At 69.5% G+C, this 17,478-nt stretch carries 15 protein-coding genes, 4 tRNA genes and 1 pseudogene; 8 read left to right on the top strand and 12 right to left on the bottom strand.

What is annotated here, in order from left to right:
• Window positions 1-40: 40 nt before the first annotated feature.
• Both AW270_RS33005 and AW270_RS33000 read left to right on the top strand, forming a co-directional pair.
• Window positions 41-1,258, top strand: a complete 1,218-nt coding sequence (locus AW270_RS33005; protein ID WP_061300051.1) for a cytochrome P450 — start codon at window positions 41-43, stop codon at window positions 1,256-1,258.
• Window positions 1,255-1,998 carry an enoyl-CoA hydratase/isomerase family protein gene (locus AW270_RS33000; protein WP_061300050.1) on the top strand — a complete coding sequence of 248 codons (744 nt, stop codon included), beginning with the start codon at window positions 1,255-1,257 and terminating at the stop codon, window positions 1,996-1,998. The genes AW270_RS33005 and AW270_RS33000 overlap by 4 nt, the downstream gene beginning before the upstream one ends.
• A gap of 26 nt (window positions 1,999-2,024) precedes the next feature.
• Here the strand turns inward: AW270_RS33000 and AW270_RS42320 are convergent.
• Window positions 2,025-2,315, bottom strand: a pseudogene (locus tag AW270_RS42320) (thiamine pyrophosphate-binding protein); the annotation flags it as partial.
• A gap of 88 nt (window positions 2,316-2,403) precedes the next feature.
• Window positions 2,404-3,537 (bottom strand): zinc-dependent alcohol dehydrogenase, encoded by a 1,134-nt coding sequence (locus AW270_RS32995; protein WP_061300049.1) that lies wholly within the window; start codon window positions 3,535-3,537, stop codon window positions 2,404-2,406.
• A gap of 435 nt (window positions 3,538-3,972) precedes the next feature.
• On the opposite strand from AW270_RS32995, the gene AW270_RS42210 reads away from it, so the two are divergent.
• Window positions 3,973-4,167 (top strand): tetratricopeptide repeat protein, encoded by a 195-nt coding sequence (locus tag AW270_RS42210; protein WP_061300048.1) that lies wholly within the window; start codon window positions 3,973-3,975, stop codon window positions 4,165-4,167.
• A gap of 252 nt (window positions 4,168-4,419) precedes the next feature.
• Here the strand turns inward: AW270_RS42210 and AW270_RS32985 are convergent, their stop codons facing one another.
• The 3 genes from AW270_RS32985 to AW270_RS32975 form a co-directional block, all read right to left on the bottom strand.
• Window positions 4,420-4,809 carry a hypothetical protein gene (locus AW270_RS32985; protein WP_157522976.1) on the bottom strand — a complete coding sequence of 130 codons (390 nt, stop codon included), beginning with the start codon at window positions 4,807-4,809 and terminating at the stop codon, window positions 4,420-4,422.
• Window positions 4,810-5,256: 447 nt separating this feature from the next.
• Window positions 5,257-5,328, bottom strand: a tRNA-Lys gene (locus tag AW270_RS32980).
• 70 nt (window positions 5,329-5,398) lie between these two features.
• Window positions 5,399-6,550: an acyl-CoA dehydrogenase family protein gene (locus tag AW270_RS32975; RefSeq protein ID WP_061300046.1), complete on the bottom strand. Its 1,152-nt coding sequence runs from the start codon at window positions 6,548-6,550 to the stop codon at window positions 5,399-5,401.
• Window positions 6,551-6,635: 85 nt separating this feature from the next.
• On the opposite strand from AW270_RS32975, the gene AW270_RS37130 reads away from it, so the two are divergent.
• Entirely contained in the window at window positions 6,636-7,034 is a 399-nt protein-coding gene (locus tag AW270_RS37130) for a PspC domain-containing protein (RefSeq protein WP_245674981.1), read from the top strand.
• Here the strand turns inward: AW270_RS37130 and AW270_RS32965 are convergent, their stop codons facing one another.
• Complete coding sequence (locus tag AW270_RS32965; RefSeq protein ID WP_061300045.1) at window positions 7,035-8,321, bottom strand: MFS transporter; 1,287 nt, start codon at window positions 8,319-8,321, stop codon at window positions 7,035-7,037.
• A gap of 91 nt (window positions 8,322-8,412) precedes the next feature.
• Complete coding sequence (locus AW270_RS32960; RefSeq protein WP_061300044.1) at window positions 8,413-8,754, bottom strand: metallopeptidase family protein; 342 nt, start codon at window positions 8,752-8,754, stop codon at window positions 8,413-8,415.
• A gap of 124 nt (window positions 8,755-8,878) precedes the next feature.
• Here AW270_RS32960 and AW270_RS32955 point away from each other — a divergent pair, with 124 nt between their 5' ends.
• The 4 genes from AW270_RS32955 (at window position 8,879) to AW270_RS32940 (ending at window position 10,740) form a co-directional block, all read left to right on the top strand.
• Window positions 8,879-10,396, top strand: a complete 1,518-nt coding sequence (locus AW270_RS32955) for a metallophosphoesterase family protein (protein ID WP_245674980.1) — start codon at window positions 8,879-8,881, stop codon at window positions 10,394-10,396.
• A 20-nt stretch (window positions 10,397-10,416) separates the two neighbouring features.
• A tRNA-Glu gene (locus AW270_RS32950) sits at window positions 10,417-10,489 on the top strand.
• A 98-nt stretch (window positions 10,490-10,587) separates the two neighbouring features.
• Window positions 10,588-10,662: transfer RNA gene (locus tag AW270_RS32945), tRNA-Asp, on the top strand.
• 4 nt (window positions 10,663-10,666) lie between these two features.
• Window positions 10,667-10,740 (top strand) — tRNA-Phe (locus tag AW270_RS32940).
• 71 nt (window positions 10,741-10,811) lie between these two features.
• On the opposite strand, the gene AW270_RS32935 is transcribed toward AW270_RS32940, so the two are convergent.
• From AW270_RS32935 to AW270_RS32915, 5 genes are all read right to left on the bottom strand, one after another.
• Window positions 10,812-11,213, bottom strand: coding sequence for a hypothetical protein (locus tag AW270_RS32935; RefSeq protein WP_061300043.1), 402 nt, complete (start codon window positions 11,211-11,213; stop codon window positions 10,812-10,814).
• Window positions 11,214-11,491: 278 nt separating this feature from the next.
• Window positions 11,492-15,202 (bottom strand): nSTAND1 domain-containing NTPase, encoded by a 3,711-nt coding sequence (locus AW270_RS32930; protein WP_061300042.1) that lies wholly within the window; start codon window positions 15,200-15,202, stop codon window positions 11,492-11,494.
• Window positions 15,203-15,218: 16 nt separating this feature from the next.
• The gene (locus AW270_RS32925; RefSeq protein ID WP_061300041.1) at window positions 15,219-15,965 is read right to left on the bottom strand and encodes a neutral zinc metallopeptidase; all 747 of its coding nucleotides are present in this window, start codon (window positions 15,963-15,965) and stop codon (window positions 15,219-15,221) included.
• Window positions 15,966-16,709, bottom strand: coding sequence for a neutral zinc metallopeptidase (locus AW270_RS32920; RefSeq protein ID WP_061300040.1), 744 nt, complete (start codon window positions 16,707-16,709; stop codon window positions 15,966-15,968).
• 1 nt (window position 16,710) lies between these two features.
• Window positions 16,711-17,463, bottom strand: coding sequence for a neutral zinc metallopeptidase (locus tag AW270_RS32915; protein ID WP_157522969.1), 753 nt, complete (start codon window positions 17,461-17,463; stop codon window positions 16,711-16,713).
• Window positions 17,464-17,478 lie beyond the last annotated feature (15 nt).

The raw sequence follows: 17,478 nt of genomic DNA, 5'->3' as shown, positions 1-17,478 counted from the left end.
TTCAACTAACAAAGGAGCAGCACGGACGGACGGGTGGACGATGACAGAGAGGGAGGTCGGCAGGCTGCTCGTGCGGCTGCGGTCCGGCCAGGGCAGGCAGGACCCTTATCCGATCTACGAGCGGCTGCGCGAGCTCGGGCCGGTGGTCCCCTCGCCGCTGGGGGCCCTGCTGGTGACCGACTACGCCTCGTGCGCCGAGATCATCGGGTCACCCGGCTGGCGGATGCCGGATCCCGGGTGGAAGGACCGATGGGTGCCCCGGTGGCGGGACTACCCGATGGTGGGCGTCGTCTCGGAGGCGCTCATGCAGCTGAACCCGCCCGAGCACGGCGACCAGAGGGCGCTGGTGATGCGGCACCTGTCCGCCCGGACCGTGCGCGACCTCCAGCCGGTGATCGACGAGCACGCGGCCGCCGCCGTCGACCGGCTGGCCGACCGGCTCGACGAGTGGGGAACCGCCGACCACGCCGAGCTGATCGCCGACGCGCTGCCGTTGCAGGTGCTGTCCGATCTGCTCGGCGACCCGTTCTACGACCCCGCGACGCTGGGCAAACTCGCCAGTGACAGCCAGCTCATGCTGGAGATCTCGCCGGGCCGCGGCGAACTGCGGGAACTGGAGGAGCAGACCCGGCAGCTGTACGACCACTGCCGCGCCATGGTGGAGGAGACCCGGCGCAGGCCCCGGCCGGGATTGCTGGCCGCGCTGCTGGAGACGGTCGGCCACGACCACCGCCACTGGCTGGCCATCCAGGCCCAGACGATGATCATCGCCGGCTGGAAGACCACCAGCTCGATGCTGAACTCCATGGTGCTGGCCCTGACCGCGCACCCTGATCAGGCCCGGGAACTGACGCGGCGCCCCGATCTCGTCCCCCGGGCGGTCACCGAGATCCTGCGCTGGGACCCGCCGGTGCAGATCCTGGTGCGCGTCGCGGGACCCGGCGCCACCCTGCACGGATCGCCGGTCCCCGAGGACCAGGCCGTCCACCTGATGGTGGGAGCGGCCCACCGGGATCCCGAGGAGGCCGGCGACCCGGCCCGCTTCGACCCCAACCGCACGTCTTCCCGCAGGTCACTGGCGTTCGGGCTCGGCGCGCACTACTGCCTCGGATCCCGGCTCGCCCAAGCCGAGGCCGAGGCCGTGCTCCCGCTGCTGCTTCGGCGTTTCGGCACCCGCCTCGCCCTGGCCGCCCCGCCCGTCCGGCCCAGGGGCCTGGCCTTCCGCGACATCACCAAGCTGGAGGTGACGCTGACATGACCGTCACCGTCGAACGCGACGGGCGCGTCGCTCACGTCCGGCTGAGCTGCCCGCCCCCGCACCACACGATCGACCTCCGGACGCTCGGCGAGATCGTCACGGCCTACCACACCCTCACCGACCCGGGCCGGGGTCACGAACCCGCCTCAGTGATCGTGCTGTCCGGCGACGGGCCGAGCTTCTGCCAGGGCGGCGACATCGGCGAGCTCGTCACCCTGGCCTCGGGAGACGACGGGCCCGACGACGTCCGCCGCGCCGCCGCCCTCGGACACCGGGTGTGCCGCGCGATCGCCGAGAGCCCCGCCGTCACCGTCGCCCGGCTGCACGGCCCGGTGGCGGGCACGGGTGTCTGCCTGGCCGCCCACTGCGACCTGCGCGTCGGCGCCGACACCGCCACCTTCCGCCTCCCCGAACTGGCCTTGGGCATCCCGCCCGCCTGGGGCGGCACAGCGGCGCGGCTCGCCATGGACATCGGGCTCTCCCGCCTGCGCCACCTCGTGCTGACCTGCGACGCCATCGACGCCCCCACCGCACTCGAATACGGGCTGCTCCACCAGGTCGTCCCAGAAGAGGAGCTCACCCGGGCGACCGGCGTGCTGGCCCGCAAACTCGCCCGCCGTCATCCCGGCGGCGTCCGCATCGCCAAGGCCATGCTCCGGTCCATGGAGAACGGTTACCGCCAGGGCGACCTCACCCACCTCGACAGCGAACTGTTCGCCCACGGCTTGCTCCACCGCTGAGCGCCGTCGTCCGTCCCCTGTACGTCGGCGACGTCCTCATATAACCGGTCGAGATTGACCTCCTGCTGGCAGGCCGTGCCCAGCACGGACGTCTCCTGCATCCCGGTGAATCGCCAGCACCGGCGCGTGGTCGAGCTTGGCGTCGTGCAGGCCGTTGAGCAGGTGGATGCCGCCGGGCCCCGACGTGGCGGCACACACCCCGATCCTCCCGGTGGCCCTCGCTTACCCGGTGGCCATGAACGCGGCGGCCTCCTCGTGCTGCACGAGCACGAAACGCACCCGATCCCGTTGATGCCGTCGCCCGGGAGGCCGAACACGGTGTCGACCCCTCAGTCGGCCAGACGTGCGATGAGCGTCTCCGCTGCTATCCGTCCCATGTGCGAGCCCACTCCGGGGTTGGGGGTCTCAGCCCAGTTCGATGGCGACCTTGGTCCAGCCGGGCTCACGCCGGTCGAAGGCCTCGTACGCCTCCAGCACGCCGGGCATCGTCTCCTGCTGCGTGAGGATCGTGGTCGGATCGGCTGACCCGGCCGCGACCTTGCTGAGCAGCCCAGGAGCGTAACGCCGGTGGTTGCAGTTGCCCATCTTGACGGTGAGGTTGCGGTTCATGGCCGTCCCGAGCGGAAAACTCCCGAACCCCTCCGGATAGACGCCGACGATGCCGATCGTGCCCGCCTTGGCCACCATCTCGACCGCCCACCGCAGCGCCTGATCCGGCGCCTCCCCGGGCTCCCACAGATCGTGACCGGCCTTCTCCCGGTCCCGGCTCGGCGGTTCGGCGTCGACCCCCACCGCGTCGATCACCCGGTCGGCCCCCACGCCCCCGGTCAGCTCCTTCACCGCCGCGACCGGATCCTCCGCGTTGAAGTCGACGGTCTCGGCGTTCTGCAGCCGCGCGGTCTCCAGCCGGTCGGCGTTGCCGTCGACGATGATGACCCGCCCCGCCCCCTGCATCCGGGCCGACAGCACGGCGAGCTGCCCCACCGGCCCCGCCCCCAGAACGACGACCACGTCCCCCGGCCCGACCTCGGCCAGCCGAGCGCCGAACCAGGCCGTCGGGAAGATGTCACTGACCGTGAGAGCCTGCTCGTCACTGACCCCCGGCGGAACGGCGACCAGCCCGGTGTGGGCGTAGGGGATCCTGGCGTACTCGGCCTGCAGCCCGTCGAACGGCCCGGTGGCCTCCGGCCCCCCGAAGAACGCGGTCCCACCGGGATTGACGACGTCACACTGGGCGTAATAACCGTCCCGGCAGTAGACACACCGCCCACACCCGATCGTGGAACAGACCAGAACCCGATCCCCGGCGTTGAAGTTCCGCACCTGCGGCCCGGTCTCCTCGACGACCCCGACCGCCTCGTGCCCCAGAATCGTCCCGGGCCGCATACCCGGCATGGTGCCCCGCACCATGTGGAGATCGGTCCCGCAGATGGCGCTGGCGGTGATACGGATGACCGCGTCCTCGGGCTCCTGGATCTTCGGATCGGGGACCTCGTCCAGCGAGATCCGCCCGGTGTCGTGCCAGACGACTGCCTTCATGGGTTGTCCTCCTTCATCGCAGTCGCACCGCCGAAGAGCATGGGTGGCGGGCGACCTCGGCCGGGACCCGTCGCGTTGTCCGCTTGCGCGGTCTTGGAGTTCGGCGAGGTGGGCTGATCCGTCGCTCCGCGGCTGCCGTGGTCCCTGCGCCTGGGCGGGTAAGGTCTGTTCCTTCTCCCCAGGCACTCTCTGCCCGTGCCCTTAACCTCGCTCGCCTAACGGCCTGGCGCGGTGGGTGATCGGTCACGACCGAACCGCCAGCGAGCGTCGACGACGCAGTCAAGGGCTCCCGCTGTCCTTGACGCTCCCCGCCAGAGAGCCCGCGCGTTCCCCGTTCCTTCAAGCGAAGCGATGCGGGGCTGCTTCACCGGCCGCGAGAATATCAATCGGGTAGCCCGAGGCGCTTGCTCTGGATGAAAGCGCCCCGCCTCTTCGATGGCCCATCCCGAGACGCTCACTACGGAGAACAATCTGGCGATCACTCTCCTGCGCCTCGGCGAGTTCGCCGAGGCCAGAGTCCTTCTGGAGCACGCGGTCAAGGCCAGATCTCGGCTGCTCGGTTCGGACCACCCGGACACCCTCGAAGCACGCGACAGCCTTGCTTGGCCGAGCTCTGGCGCCTCAGCCTGAGTGTGCGCAAGCCAGGCCCCGCTGAGGGGCCTGGCTTTGGAACTGGGTGAGCTCAGCCGATACACCTACCCAAAGCTCGGCAACGGGAGGCCGCTGGGTCAGAGCAATGAGGTCGCAGCGTGCGTTTTACAGCCGCAGCCGGTTGGGCCGTTCGAAATAGCAGGTCACGGGGTTTGAACTGCCGACCCGACCGGATCAAGAATAGCCGGGCCGGCGACAGCGCCGTTCCTGGCGCCATCGGCAGTGTCCTGACTACATGAGGTAGCTCGGCTGGTAACCCGAGCCGTAGATCCAGCGCAGCCCTTCGGCGGGGTAGACGCTACTCGGCAGTCCGAAGAACTGGGTTTTGCAGCGGTACGCGGCGACGAAGCGGGCCTGGCCCCCGTTTGCGGGTACGCCCCTCACCTCGACGTTCGCCTTGAGAGCCGAGCCCGACCAGGAACCGTTGACGCTTGGCGCGGACGTGGTAGTCGCGAACACGTCGACCCGGACGATGCTGTGGACGCCGCGAGGGCATCGCCACGACCCAACCTCGATGCCGACGGTCCGCGTCACTGCCGCGGCAGGAGTCGCCGTGAGAAGGGTTGCGGCCAGGACGGCCACCATTCCTGCGGCACCGTTGCGTAAGGGGGAACGGATCATGAGACTCCATGTTCTCGCACTGAATAGTGACACAGAAAGTAATCACCCGAAATCTCTAGGTCAACGCCATACTCATGCTCAATGCCTCTGGGGACGCGGTAAACCCATCACGCTCTTGAGGAGTCTTCCTTCCCGCGTGTCACTCGGATCGCCGTCGATGACCTCGAACATAGGAGTGCGCGGCTTCAGGAAGATACAACGAGCGAAGCGAGCACGATCCGAGCGAAGCGAGGCCTTTTCCAAGGTCCGCGAGGGGCGGAGCCCTTCGCCGGTGAGCGGAGCGAACACCGGAGCGCAGCGACGCGAGGACGCGGAACGCGGCCAGGGGGAGCGTGAGGGGGCGCAGCCCCCTGTCAGCGGGGGGTTCGGGGGGTCGTCCCCCCGTAGAAAGAAGGAACGGCTTGTGACAGCCGCCCGGAGGGCGTCAACCACAAGCCGTGACGAAAGTGGGGCGCCAGGGATTCGAACCCTGAACCTACGGATTAAAAGTCCGGAGCTCTGCCATTGAGCTAGCACCCCTCGCCTAGCAGGGTACAGCGATCGTCTCACCGGAGCGAAGCAGTTCCCTGTGATCACCCTACCGGCCGGATCACCGATACGCCGCCACCCCGGTCAGCGCCTCCCCGAGCACCAGCGTGTGGATTTCCTGGGTCCCCTCGTACGTCAGCACCGACTCCAGGTTGTTCATGTGCCGGATCACCGGATACTCCAGCGTCACCCCGTTGGCCCCCAGCACCGACCGCGCCTCCCGCGCCACATCGAGCGCCGCCCGCACGTTGGCCAGCTTCCCGAACGACACCTGCTGGGGCCGAAGCGTGCCGGCGTCCTTGAGGTCACCCAAATGGAGCGCCGTAAGCCCCGCCTGCCCCAGCGCCACCGCCATCCACGCCAGTTTCTCCTGCGTGAGCTGGAACCCGGCGATCGGCTTCCCGAACTGCACCCGCGTCTTGGAATACTCGAGAGCCGCCTCGAAACAGGCCCGTCCCGCCCCGACGACACCCCACAGGATCCCGTACCGGGCCTCCGACAGACAGGAGAGAGGCCCGCGCAGCCCCACGACGTCGAGGACGGCGGAAGCCGGCACCCGGACGTCGTCGAAGTAGAGGGAGGAGGTCACCGAGGCCCGAAGGGAGAGCTTCCGGTGGATCAGCGGAGCCGAGAACCCCGGCGACGACGTGGGCACCACGAACCCGCGGATCCCCTCGTCGGTCTGCGCCCAGACCACGGCGACGTCGGCCACCGACCCGTTGGTGATCCACATCTTCGAGCCGTTGAGGATCCAGTCGCCCGAGGGGTCCTGTTTGGCGAAGGTCTTCATGTTGGCAGGGTCAGAGCCGTGGTCGGGCTCGGTCAGCCCGAAACACCCGATCGTCGTCCCGGCCGCCATTCCAGGAAGCCATTCCTCTTTGAGCTCAGCAGACCCGTATTTCCAAATGGGAAACATCGCCAGCGAACCCTGAACCGACACGAACGACCGCAACCCCGAGTCGCCCGCCTCCAGTTCCCGGCACGCCACTCCGTAGGAGACGGCGTCCAGCCCGGCGCACCCGTAGCCGTTCAGGTGCATGCCCAGCATGCCGAGCGATCCGAGGACGGGGCCCAGCTCACGGGCCGGAAAGGTGCCCTCCTCGAACCACGTGGCGACCTCGGGGAGCACGGAGTCCCTGACGAACCCCTGAGCGGTGTCCCTGACCAAACGCTGGTCGTCGGTGAGCCGGTCATCGAGGTTGAGAAGGTCCATGAACGCAGCGTATCCGGGCGGGGTCGGGGTAGGGCCAGGGGGAATCCCGATGTGCCATAGACGACAAAAGGGGCACGCTATGGACATGAACGAGATACAGCCCAGTGGCCACGTCAAGCAGCTTCGCCGGACTCGTAACGGCCGGATCGTCGCCGGTGTCTGTTCCGGTGTCGGCCAGTACATCGGCATCGACGCCAACATTCTCCGGATCGTCCTTGCGGTCGCGACGTTCTTCGGCGGCCTCGGCGTCGGCATCTACGCCGTCGCCTGGCTCCTGATCCCGAGCGAGGAGAAGGACGCCTCGATCGTCCAGGACCTCATCGACAAGAACAAGGACAACCCGGTCTGGCTCGACGTCAAGCACAAGACCCAGGAAGGGTGGGCCAAGGCGACCAAGTCGCCGAACGGCCACACGGCTCCTTCGCAGCCGGTGGACCCGTACGCCGCTCACCCCTACGCCCAGACGAAGCAGCCGAACGACTGATCACGAGGTGTGCACCCTGGCGATGATCTCCGTTCGGGACTCCGTCCACGCGATGGCCAGGATGGCCGCGGCGCTCAGCCCGGCCACCCCGGCCAGCGCCACCACCGGCTCCGGACCGAGGACCTGCGCGAGCGCACCGCCGATGAGGATGCCGACACCCTGCGAGGCGAGCAGGCCTGACTGAACCAGGCCGAACGCTTGACCCCGTCGTTCGGGGGGCACGCACTGGACGAACGCGGCGTTGGCCGCGAGTTGGTACGCGCCTCCCACGCCGGACAGGACCCACAGCACCAGCACGATCTCCAAAGGCGGGCGCATCGCGCACACGACCAATGGAGCGCAGGTCAGCATGGCCATCCAGCCCATCGTCTTGAGACGGGTGCTGGGTGTGACGAACCTGCTGAACAGGAACGCCCCGAGGACGGTCCCCGTCGGCATGGCCGCCATGAGCAGGCCGGTGATCACGGGCACCGGGAGACCGCCGTCGTCGAGCTGCGCCGCATAGGGCACCGCGATGCCCTCGGGCAGCACATAGAAGCCGCACAGCCAGGCGAACAGGACGAGGGTGCGCAGCCGCCGGTCGCCGAAGACCAGCCTGGCGCCCGCGGCGGTCATCGTCCACATCGACGGTTTCCCCCCGTCGGCGGACACCGTGGCCGACCTGCGGCTCACCCCGGCGACGATGATGAGCGCCGAGGCCAGGAACGTGGCGCAGTCGAGCGCCAGCGCCCGATAGGGCCCCAGACCCGCGATGACCGCGCCGCCCGCGGCGAACCCGAGCATCTGGACGGCCTGGTTCGTCATGTTCTGCAGGGCGCTGCCCGCGACGTAACGATCGCCTTCGAGGATCTCCGGCAGCAGCGCCGCCCGCGCGGCCGAGAACGGCGCGCTGAGCAGGACGACCATGAAGACCAGCACGCACAGCGCCGCGAACGGGGTGCCCGGGATCGCCATGATCGCGACCATCAGCGCCCGCACGACGTCGCAGACGAGCATGACCCGCCGGCGCGGATAGCGGTCGGCGAGGCCGGCCAGCAGGGGGCCGCCGAGGATCGGCGGCAGATAGGTCAGCGCGTAGACGGCCGCCGTGGCCAGCGCCGACTGGGTGCGGTTGTAGACGAGCACCGCAAGGGCGACCTGGGCGAGCTGGTCGCCGAGCAGCGACAGCCCTTGTCCGAGCCACAGGGCCCGGAACTCCTTGATCGCGATGACTTCGCCGTAAGTCGCTTGGCGCTCCGCTGGACGGCGGTGTTTCCCCGGCAGTTTTCCGGGCTTCGTGGCCGCCATTTCTCTCCGCTGAGCTCAGGCCATAGCTGACAGACTGTGTTCAGTATGTCACCTACAGTGCCTATCGCGCTCGCGAATGGCAACCCTGCGACTACCATCCGAGTTCGTGGAGCCGGTCGTCGTCGATGCCGAAGTGGTGGGCGATCTCGTGGACGACCGTGATCTGCACCTCCTCCACCACGTCAGCCTCGGTTTCACAGATTGCCAAGGTCGGATTCCGGTAGATCTCAATGCGGTCGGGAAGCACCCCTGAGTACCACTCGCCCCGCTCCGTCAGCGGAATGCCCGTGTAGAGACCGAGGAGGCCCTGTTCCGGCGGATCGTCCACGACCACGACCACGACGTTGTCCATGACTTTGGCCAGATCAGGTGGGATCAGGTCGAGTGCCTCGGCCACGAGTTCCTCGAATTTGCTCCTCGAGACGTCGATCACACGTCAAATCTACTTCCCCGTGGTTTTCGGGTAGACAGGAAGGAACGTGGATTTGCCGAAGTGGGGGGAGTCCGTGATCCGGTTCCTAAGGGGCCGTTTCGTCCGGATTCTGACAATCATCGTGGTGGCCCTGGCCGGAGCGTGGCTGGGGCTTTTGTTCGGCGCGGCCGTGCAGACGCCCATCGGGCCCGCCGACATCAACATGGCCCTGCGCCCCTCCCTCGACGGGGGCACGGTCGTCGACGTGCGGCCGCTGGGGACGCTCCGGTTCGACACCCACTCCGGGCCGGTGCAGCTCAATCTGAGCATCGAGGCGGTCCATCCCGAGGCCGCCGAGGAGATCCTGCAGAACCCGCGATGGGCCGACCGGCTGCCCGAGACCATCGAGACCGACCTGATGGGCGGCGTACAGGACCTGCTGATCAGGGCCGTGATCTGCGCCGTCGTCGCCGGGTTCGTGGCCGGGCTGATCGTCTTCCGCGACTTCTTCCAGGGCCTGTGGAGCGCGCTGGGCGCGATCGTCGTGGTCGCCGCGATGGCCGTCACGGCCGCGATGAGCTTCAACCCCCAGGCGATCGCCGAACCCCGCTACACGGGACTGCTGACCGGTGTCCCTTCCCTGGTCGGCAACGCCCAGTCGATCGTCACCAAGTTCTCCGAATACCGGGGCCAGCTGGCCAAGCTCGTCACGAACATCAGCCGCCTGTACGAAGCCGGCTCGACCCTCCCCATCTACAACCCCGACCCCGACACCATCAGGGTCCTGCACATCTCCGACCTGCACATCTACCCGCCGAGCTGGAACGTGGTCCGGTCGCTGATCGACCAGTTCAAGATCAACCTGGTCATCGACACGGGCGACATCAGCGACCACGGCACCAAGATCGAGAACACCTACGTCGAGGAGATCGGCGACCTGGGCATCCCCTACGTGTTCGTGCGCGGCAACCACGACTCCATGGCGACCCAGAAGGCGGTCGAGCAGCAGAAGAACGCGATCGTCCTCGACGACCGGGTGGCCGAGGTGGCGGGCCTGCGCATCTACGGCATCGGCGACCCCCGCTTCACCCCCGACAAGTCGGTCGAGGGCGACGAAGACCCGGCGTCCCTGGCCGCCCTCGGCCGCGAGAAGGCCGCGGGCGTCGCCCCGCCCGAATGGCCCCGCTCGTCGTCCACCACGGCGCCGCAGCGTTCCCCGGTGGATCTGGTGGCCGTCCACGACCCGACCATCGGGCGGTCCTTCTACGGGTCGGTGTCGCTGGTGCTGGCCGGTCACGTCCACGCGCGTTCGACCGAACTCTCGCCTACCGGGACCCGGCTGATGATCCAGGGTTCGACCGGCGGAGCCGGTCTGCGGGGCCTCGAACACGAGGATCCGACCCCTCTCCAGGCTTCTGTTCTGTACTTCAGCAAGGACACTCGCAGGCTTCAGGCCTGGGACGACGTGACCGTCGGAGGGTTCGGAGAGCAACGAATCGACATCCGGCGTGAAATCGAGGCCGATCCAGGTCGTACAATTTTCCCGGAGCCGGGGAACGTCCCATCACCATCGGGAACGATCTCCGACACCCCGTCGCCGGTCGCTTTGGCACGGAGGGCAAACGTCCTCTATGCTTCAGAAGTCCCCGACGGAGCGCGGTAAGGACAGAGAGCAATCTCTGCGCCCCCATCGTCTAGCGGCCTAGGACACCGCCCTTTCAAGGCGGCGGCACGGGTTCGAATCCCGTTGGGGGCACTGCAGTAAGGCCAGGAAAACGCAGGTCGAAGACCTCCGAAGAACTGGTAAGCTACAAAAGCCGAAAGCGAAACGCCGGAAGCCGAGTAGCAAAGCAAGGTCCTGTAGAGCAGTTTGGAGTGCTCGCCACCCTGTCAAGGTGGAGGTCGCGGGTTCAAGTCCCGTCAGGACCGCTTGGGTCAGGTAGCTCAGTTGGTACGAGCGACCGCCTGAAAAGCGGTAGGTCGGCGGTTCGACCCCGCCCCTGACCACATCTCTTGCTCCAGCGAAAATGCCCCGACACATCGTGCCGGGGCTTTTCTCATTTCTCAGGCGAGGCAGGTCAGAAGCAGCGGCTGTCCGACGGGGGAGCGCTGGCGAACGTCACCGACCTCCGCAGACTGACCCGGGCCTGGACGACCAGGCAGCCGCCCATCTCGTAGGCGTTGACGAGTTCGGCCCTGGCCCGGTCGTACACCCAGGAGAAGGCCAGCACGCAGGCCCCTGCGACGACCTTGTGCGGGATGCGGAAGCAGATGATCTGCAGCGCGGCCGAGGCGGTCCACTCCCGGGCGTCGAGGGTGGTCTTCATCTTCGCGGTCCTGGCCTGGCTGAAGTAGTACCGGCAGGTCAGCCCCGCGCACTGCACCCGCCCGGAGGCGGCGGCGAACTGGGTCGCGGTGCCGGCGGCGGCCGGGGCGGGCGGCTGGAGGAACGTCAGGGCCAGGGCGAGGGCGGCGACCACGGCTAAGGCCGTGCGTCGGAGAGGTGCGGTCGAGGGCATCGAGGGATCACTCGCTTTCTGGTGGCTTCCGGCTTTCACGTCACCCACGTTCGGGGGCCGGCGTCCATCCGGGCAGCCCCTGTCGGACGGCTACGCCGAGCCGCCGCGTAACCGCAGGTGAGAGGCCCTTCCGGTCGGCTACGAGCTGTCCGACGGCGTCGGATGGTCTGCCGCACCAGGCGCAGATCGCCGGTGAACTTCCGGCAGGGAACCGGGGCCGTCGTCAGTCGGCGGTTCGGTCAGCAGATCTTCTGGTGGGCCCGGTCATCGGGCAGGTCCCCGGCCCAATCGTCAAGGGTGAACGAGCGGCCCGCGGCCTCGCAGACCGAGCGGAAGGGGTCGGTCGGGAAGGTCGCGTTCCACAGGCGGATCTGTCCGTCCTCGGCGCCGGTGGCCAGGGTGGCGCCGTCGGGGCTGAAGGCCACCGATCTGACGACGGCGGGGTGCCGGATGGGCGGGCCGAGCTGCTTCTGGGTGGCGACGTCCCACACCCGGACCGTCCTGTCGGCGCTCGCGGTGGCGAGGAAGGCGCCGTCACGGCTGAAGGCCACGTCGTTCAGGTAGATGTTCTCGTGGCCGATGAGGGGCCGGCCGCGCTGCCGCTGGGTGGCCGGCGACCACAGACGGCCCGTCTTGTCGTCGGCGACCGTGGCGATGGTCTTCCCGTCGGGGCTGATCGCGAGGCCCTTGACCCAGTTGGTGTGGCCGGTGATGGGCCGGCCGACCGGGTCGCCCGTGGCGGTGCGCCACAACCGGATGGTGTTGTCGAGGGCGGTGGTGACGACGGTCTCACCGCCGGGAGTGAACGCGACCGTGTCGACCCAGGACGTGTGGCCGGTGAACCGCCTGATCTCCCGTCCGGTGTCGACGTCCCAGAGGTGGGCCAGCCTGTCGAAACCGGCCGTGGCCAGGGTCCGGCTGTCCGGGCTGAACGCGACCGCGGAGACGACCGGGCCCTGAGCGGCCAGGTCCGGCCCTATCTGCTTCCGGGTGCCGAGGTCCCAGATCTTCGCCACGCCCTGGCCGTCGCCGGGCAGCCAGCCGGTCGCCCCGTACTGGCGTTCTCCCGCGCTCGCGGCGACGAGCCGGTCGTCGGGGCTGATGTCGACGCCGGTGATCTCCCAGGGGAGGACGAGGGGAGGGCCGGTCAGCTTCCGAGAGGCGACGTTCCACAGCCGGACGCCGCCGTCCTGGCCGGCGCTCGCCAGCGTGCCGCCGTCGCTGGTGAAGTCGAGGTCGTTGACCGGGGCGGAGCCGTCGCCGAACGACTGGGCGACCTGCCGTGGCAGGGACACGTCCCACACCCGGGTGATCTGGTCCGCCCCGGCCGTGGCCACGGTGCGGCCGTCGGCGCCGAACGCGACGCCGAAGATCTGGTCGTTGTGCCCGCTGAGTGGCTGGCCGGCCTCCTCGTGGGTGTCGACGTTCCACAGGCGGGCCGTTCCGTCGCTTCCGCCGGTCACCAGGAGTTCGCCGTCCGGGCTGAAGGCGACGGCGTTGAGGGCGGCTCCGTTTCCGCGGAATGCGGCGACCAGGTCGCCGGTGCGGGCGTTCCAGAGGCCGGTGGTGCCGTCCGCGTGGGCGGTGGCCACCAGGTCGCCGCCGGGACTGATGTCGACCGCCGTGGCGGCTCGGTCCGGTCCGGCGCGCAGTTCGGCGACCATGCTGCCTCGGGCCACGTCCCACACCCGGGTGGTGCCGTCGTCGGCCGACGCGGCGAGGATCTGGCCGTTCCCGCCGAAGTCCACCCCTGACACCGAGGCGCCCTGGTCGAGGGTGCCGACCTCGGCGCGGGTGGAGGTGCTCCACAGCCGGACCACGCCGTCGTCGCCGGCGGTGGCCAGGGTCTCGCCGCCGGGGGTCAGCGCGACCGAGTTGACGCTCTCCGATCCCGTGACGATCGGCTCGCCCGCCGGCTGGCCGGTCGCCGCGTTCCACAGCCAGGCCTTGCCCTGCTCGTCACCTGCGGCCAGCGTGCCGCCGTCACTGCTGAAGACGACCGAGGTGAGGTTCGCCTCGCCGGGCAAGGGCTGGCCGACCGGATCGTGGGTGGTGGTGTCCCAGAGCATGATCCGGGTGTCGCCGGCCGTGGCCATGATCCGGCCTCCCGGGGCGAAGGCCACGGCGCGGACCCAGTAGATGTGTCCCGTCAGCACCGCTCTCATCGGGTTCGCCAGCACGTTGAGCATGGCCAGCCGGGCCTCTTCGGTCGGTGCGACATGCCACGCCGTCGCGGCCAGGCGCAGGGCGGTGGCCGGATCGATCTCGGCGGCGGATACGGACTCCGCCGCGAGCCGGCCCGACAGGGCCGCGTCGGCCTGGTCGGTGGCGTCGAGGAAGAACCGGACCGCCGTCACGGAGGTGATCAGCGAGATGACCAGCAGGGCCGCCAGCACGGTCGTGAGGGTGCGGCGGAGACGGCGGCGGGCCGACGCCGCGCGGCGGCCGGCGGCCAGGAACTCGGCGGTGACGGTGGTGGCGGCGCGGGCGGGGGCGTTCGCCAGGCGGGTCCCCGAGTAGAGGTAGGCGGGGTCGCGGCCGTTGCGGTCCCAGTCGGCGGCGTCGGCGGTGAGTTCCTGGAGGGCCAGCAGGTCGGCCCGGTCTTCCTCCAGCCAGATCCGTAATCGCGGCCAGCCCCGGATCAGGGCCTCGTGGGCGATCTGCACGCTCTCCGCGTCGACGGTCACCAGCCTGGCCCGGACGAGATGGTCGAGCACCCGCCCCTCGCCCTCCTCGGCCACCAGGCCGGACAGGGGGATGCGCCGGGCGGTGTCCGGAGTGTCGGACCCGACCTGGACCAGCCGGGTCAGCAGGTTCCGTGCGACCCGCCGGTCGGCCGGGCCGAGGTGGTCGACGACGGCGTCGGCGGTCTGGGCGAGCGAGCGGCTGATGCCGCCGGTGGCGCGGTAGCCCGCCAGGGTCAGGGTGGTGTCCTCGCGGTGGTTCCACGTCTCTCGCAGGGCGTGGGACAGCAGGGGCAGCACGCCGACCGCCTCGGCGTGGTCGCGGTCGCTGCGCAGGTCGTCGAGGAGCAGGTCGGCCAGGCCGTCCTGCAGGGTGAGCCCGGCGACGCGGGCGGGCGCCTCGATCACCTCCAGCAGGGCCGGGCGGTCCATCGGCGCCACGACCACGGGGCGTTCCAGCGCCGGGAGCAGCACGGGGTGGGCGGCGCAGTGGCCGAAGAAGTCGGCCCGCAGGCCCAGGACGACCACTTGCGCCACGCCGTCGGCGAGCTCGCCGAGGAACGCGATGAAGTCGCGGCGCCGCTCCTCCGGGGCGGCGAACACCTCCTCGAACTGGTCGACGATCACCACCCGGCCCGCCAGCCCGGAGCGGTCCGGATCGGCCCCCGGATCGAGGATCACGCCGGGCGGGCCGGACCCCCGGGCCAGCGCGGGCAGCAGCCCCGCCCGCAGCACCGACGACTTGCCCGACCCCGACGCGCCGGTGACCACCAGGATCCCGCCGTCGCCCGCGCGGTCCAGGAGGGTGCCGACCAGTTCGTCCCGCCCGAAGAAATAGCGCGCGTCGGCGGGCCGGAACGACTCCAGCCCCCGGTAGGGCGGCTCGGGGGTCCTGGGCGGTCGCGCGGCCGGACGGGGCGGCGGCGCGTCCGCGGCCTCGTCCAGAGCGGCTCGATAGACGGCGTCCCAGGCGCTCAGGTCGTCGAGGCCCGCCGGGAGGGGCCGCCCGCTCTGCCTGACCAGCCGGAGGCAGGTGTCGACGACGACCTCGAAGTGGGGACGTTTCGGCACGTGGCGGCCGGTGAGGCTGATCATGTCGCCGATCGTGCTGTGCGCGACCCGGAGCGGGTCCTGGCCGGGCTGCCGCCGGGGCGTCCTGGAGCTGGCGATCTCCAGTTGCTTGAGCGTCAGGCCGGTCGCTTCCTTCAGTTCACGCAGCCGCGCGGCGAGCCGCGCCCTGGCGTCCTCGCCGCGCCGGGTGTCCACGTGCTCAGCGTAGGCGTCAGCCCACCCTCGGTTCGCTTGCATTGAAGGTGTTGCACGACTTGGCGTCCCGCGACTCGAACCCGCGCGTGAACCACGTCTCCCGGTTGCGCGGCGAGCCGTGGCTGCCGTTGATCCCGGCGCCGTCGTCGTCGAGGGCCATCATGCGGCGCAGATCCCGCACGTCGGAGTCGGGCCGGCGCAGCGATTTCCAGGTGCTCCCCATGAACACCCCGGCCAGACACTCCGCCTGGAGCTCGATCCGGCGGGAACGCTCCAGCTCCTCGGCCTGGCCGGAGGTCGGGAGGTTGACCTCCGCCCACAGGATCCCGGTCATGTGCTGGACGTGGTGGGCGTACTCGTGGGCGGCGAGCAGGAACGTGCTCAGGTCGTGGGGCGTGGCCAGCAGGCGCTGGTCGAGCAGGACGTCGAAGCGGCGGTCGGCCGGGCAGTACTGGCCCTGGATGTTCTGCCGCCACATCACCCCACACCGGACCTCGGGCCGGTTGACGAACCCGACGCCCGCCGGCGGCATCGGCACCCCGACCCTGGCCATGTGGTCGGCCCAGGCGGTGTTCAGGCAGTCCACGATCGACCGCACGTACTTCCTGGCCAGGTCGCGGTTGCCGGGGGCGACGCGTTTCTCCGGGCAGTCGATCTCGGCCATCTGCCCGGCCCGGTAGAGCAGGTTGCCGGTCAGGACCGGGTCGTCGACGGGGTAGGCCGTGCCGCCCACCAGCAGGAGGGAGACGAGGAGCGCGTGCATCTATGCCACCTTGCCGGGCTTGGAGGTCCAGGTGTTGCATGACTTCGGATCGCGGGAGTCGAATCCCCGGGTGAACCAGCTCACCTGGTTCTTGCCTGTGCCGTGGTCGTGGGTCTTCCAGTAGTCGTCGCCGCTGCCGCGGATGATGTCCTTCAGTTCGGTCACGTCGCTCGCCGGCCTGCCGAGCGAGCCGAAGGCGCTGCCCATGAACACGCCCGACAGGCACGTGGCCTGGAGCTCTGATCGCCGGGTCTGCTCCTCGGTCTCGCGGTCGCCGCCGCTCGGATACGCCTGGAAGGCGTCGAGGAGACCCGTGGTCTTCTGGATGTGGTGGCCGTACTCGTGGCCGACCAAGTGGAAGATGAAGAGGCTGCCGGGGTACTGGAGCAGGTTCCGGTCGAGGAGGATGACGTAGCCGAACTCCCGGTTGCAGTACTTGCCGGCGATGCTCGCCTCCCACCGCGACCCGCAGTAGGTCTTCCGGCTGTTGATGAAGCCGACGCCCGCGTCCGTCAGCGGCAGGCCGATCTTCTTCAGGTGGGCCCGCCAGGCCTTGTTGAGGCAGGCGTTCAGCGCCTCGACGTACTTCCTGGCCTGGGGCCGGTTCATCGAGGAGATCGGCTTCTCCCGGCAGGTGACCTTGGCCATCTTGCCCGCCCGGTAGAGCGGGTTGTCGACGAGCGTCCGGTCGAGGATGGGGTGGGCGGTTCCGACCGCCAGCGCGAGCGCCAGGTGGAGTAACACCTCAGGCGACCTTCGCCGATCTGGCGGTCCAGGTGTTGCACGTCCCGGGCTTCCGGGTGGCGAAGCCGCCGTCGAGCCACCTCAGCACGTTCTTGCCCCGGCCATGGGTGCGGCTGTGGCCGGTGCCGTCGAGCTCGCGCAGATACTGCCAGTCGGCGTCGCTGCGGCCCAGCGACGGCCACACCGCCCCGAAGAACACTCCGGCCAGGCACTCGGCCTGGAGTTCGTTGCGGCGGATCTGCTGGTAGAGCTCGGCCTTGGAGTGGTAGGGGTGCGTCCGGTACGCCTCCGACATGCCCGTCAGGTTCTGCAGGTGGTGGCCGAACTCGTGGGCGATGACCAGGTAGAGGTAGAGGTTGGAGGAGTCGGCCAGCGCGCCTTTGTCGAGCAGGAGCATGAACCGCCGCTCGCCGTCGCAGTAGCGTCCGGCGGCGTCCCCCCACTTCCGGCCGCAGAACGCCTTCGGCCTCGCCTGGAAGCTGATCTTGACCGGGACGAACGGCAGCCCGTTCCTGCGGAAGTGCGTACCCCAGGCCTCGTTGAGGCAGTTCGTCACCGCCGTCGCGTAGCGGCGGGCCGAGGCCGCGTCGCCGTCGCGTAACGGGGGTTCCGGGCAGTCGGCCAAGGCGAGCTGGCCGGTCCGGTAGAGCGCGTTGTGGGACAGGACGCGATTGTCGATCGGGTAGGCGCTCGCCGGGGCCGCCCCCATGACCAGCAGCAAGACGAGGGCAGTGACGAATGGGGTTAAACGCACACAGGCGATCCTAGG

The organism is Herbidospora cretacea (assembly GCF_001570605.1).
Lineage (GTDB): Bacteria > Actinomycetota > Actinomycetes > Streptosporangiales > Streptosporangiaceae > Herbidospora > Herbidospora cretacea.
Note: the sequence above shows the minus strand (reverse complement) of the source record. Positions and strands in the feature narration are given on the sequence as shown.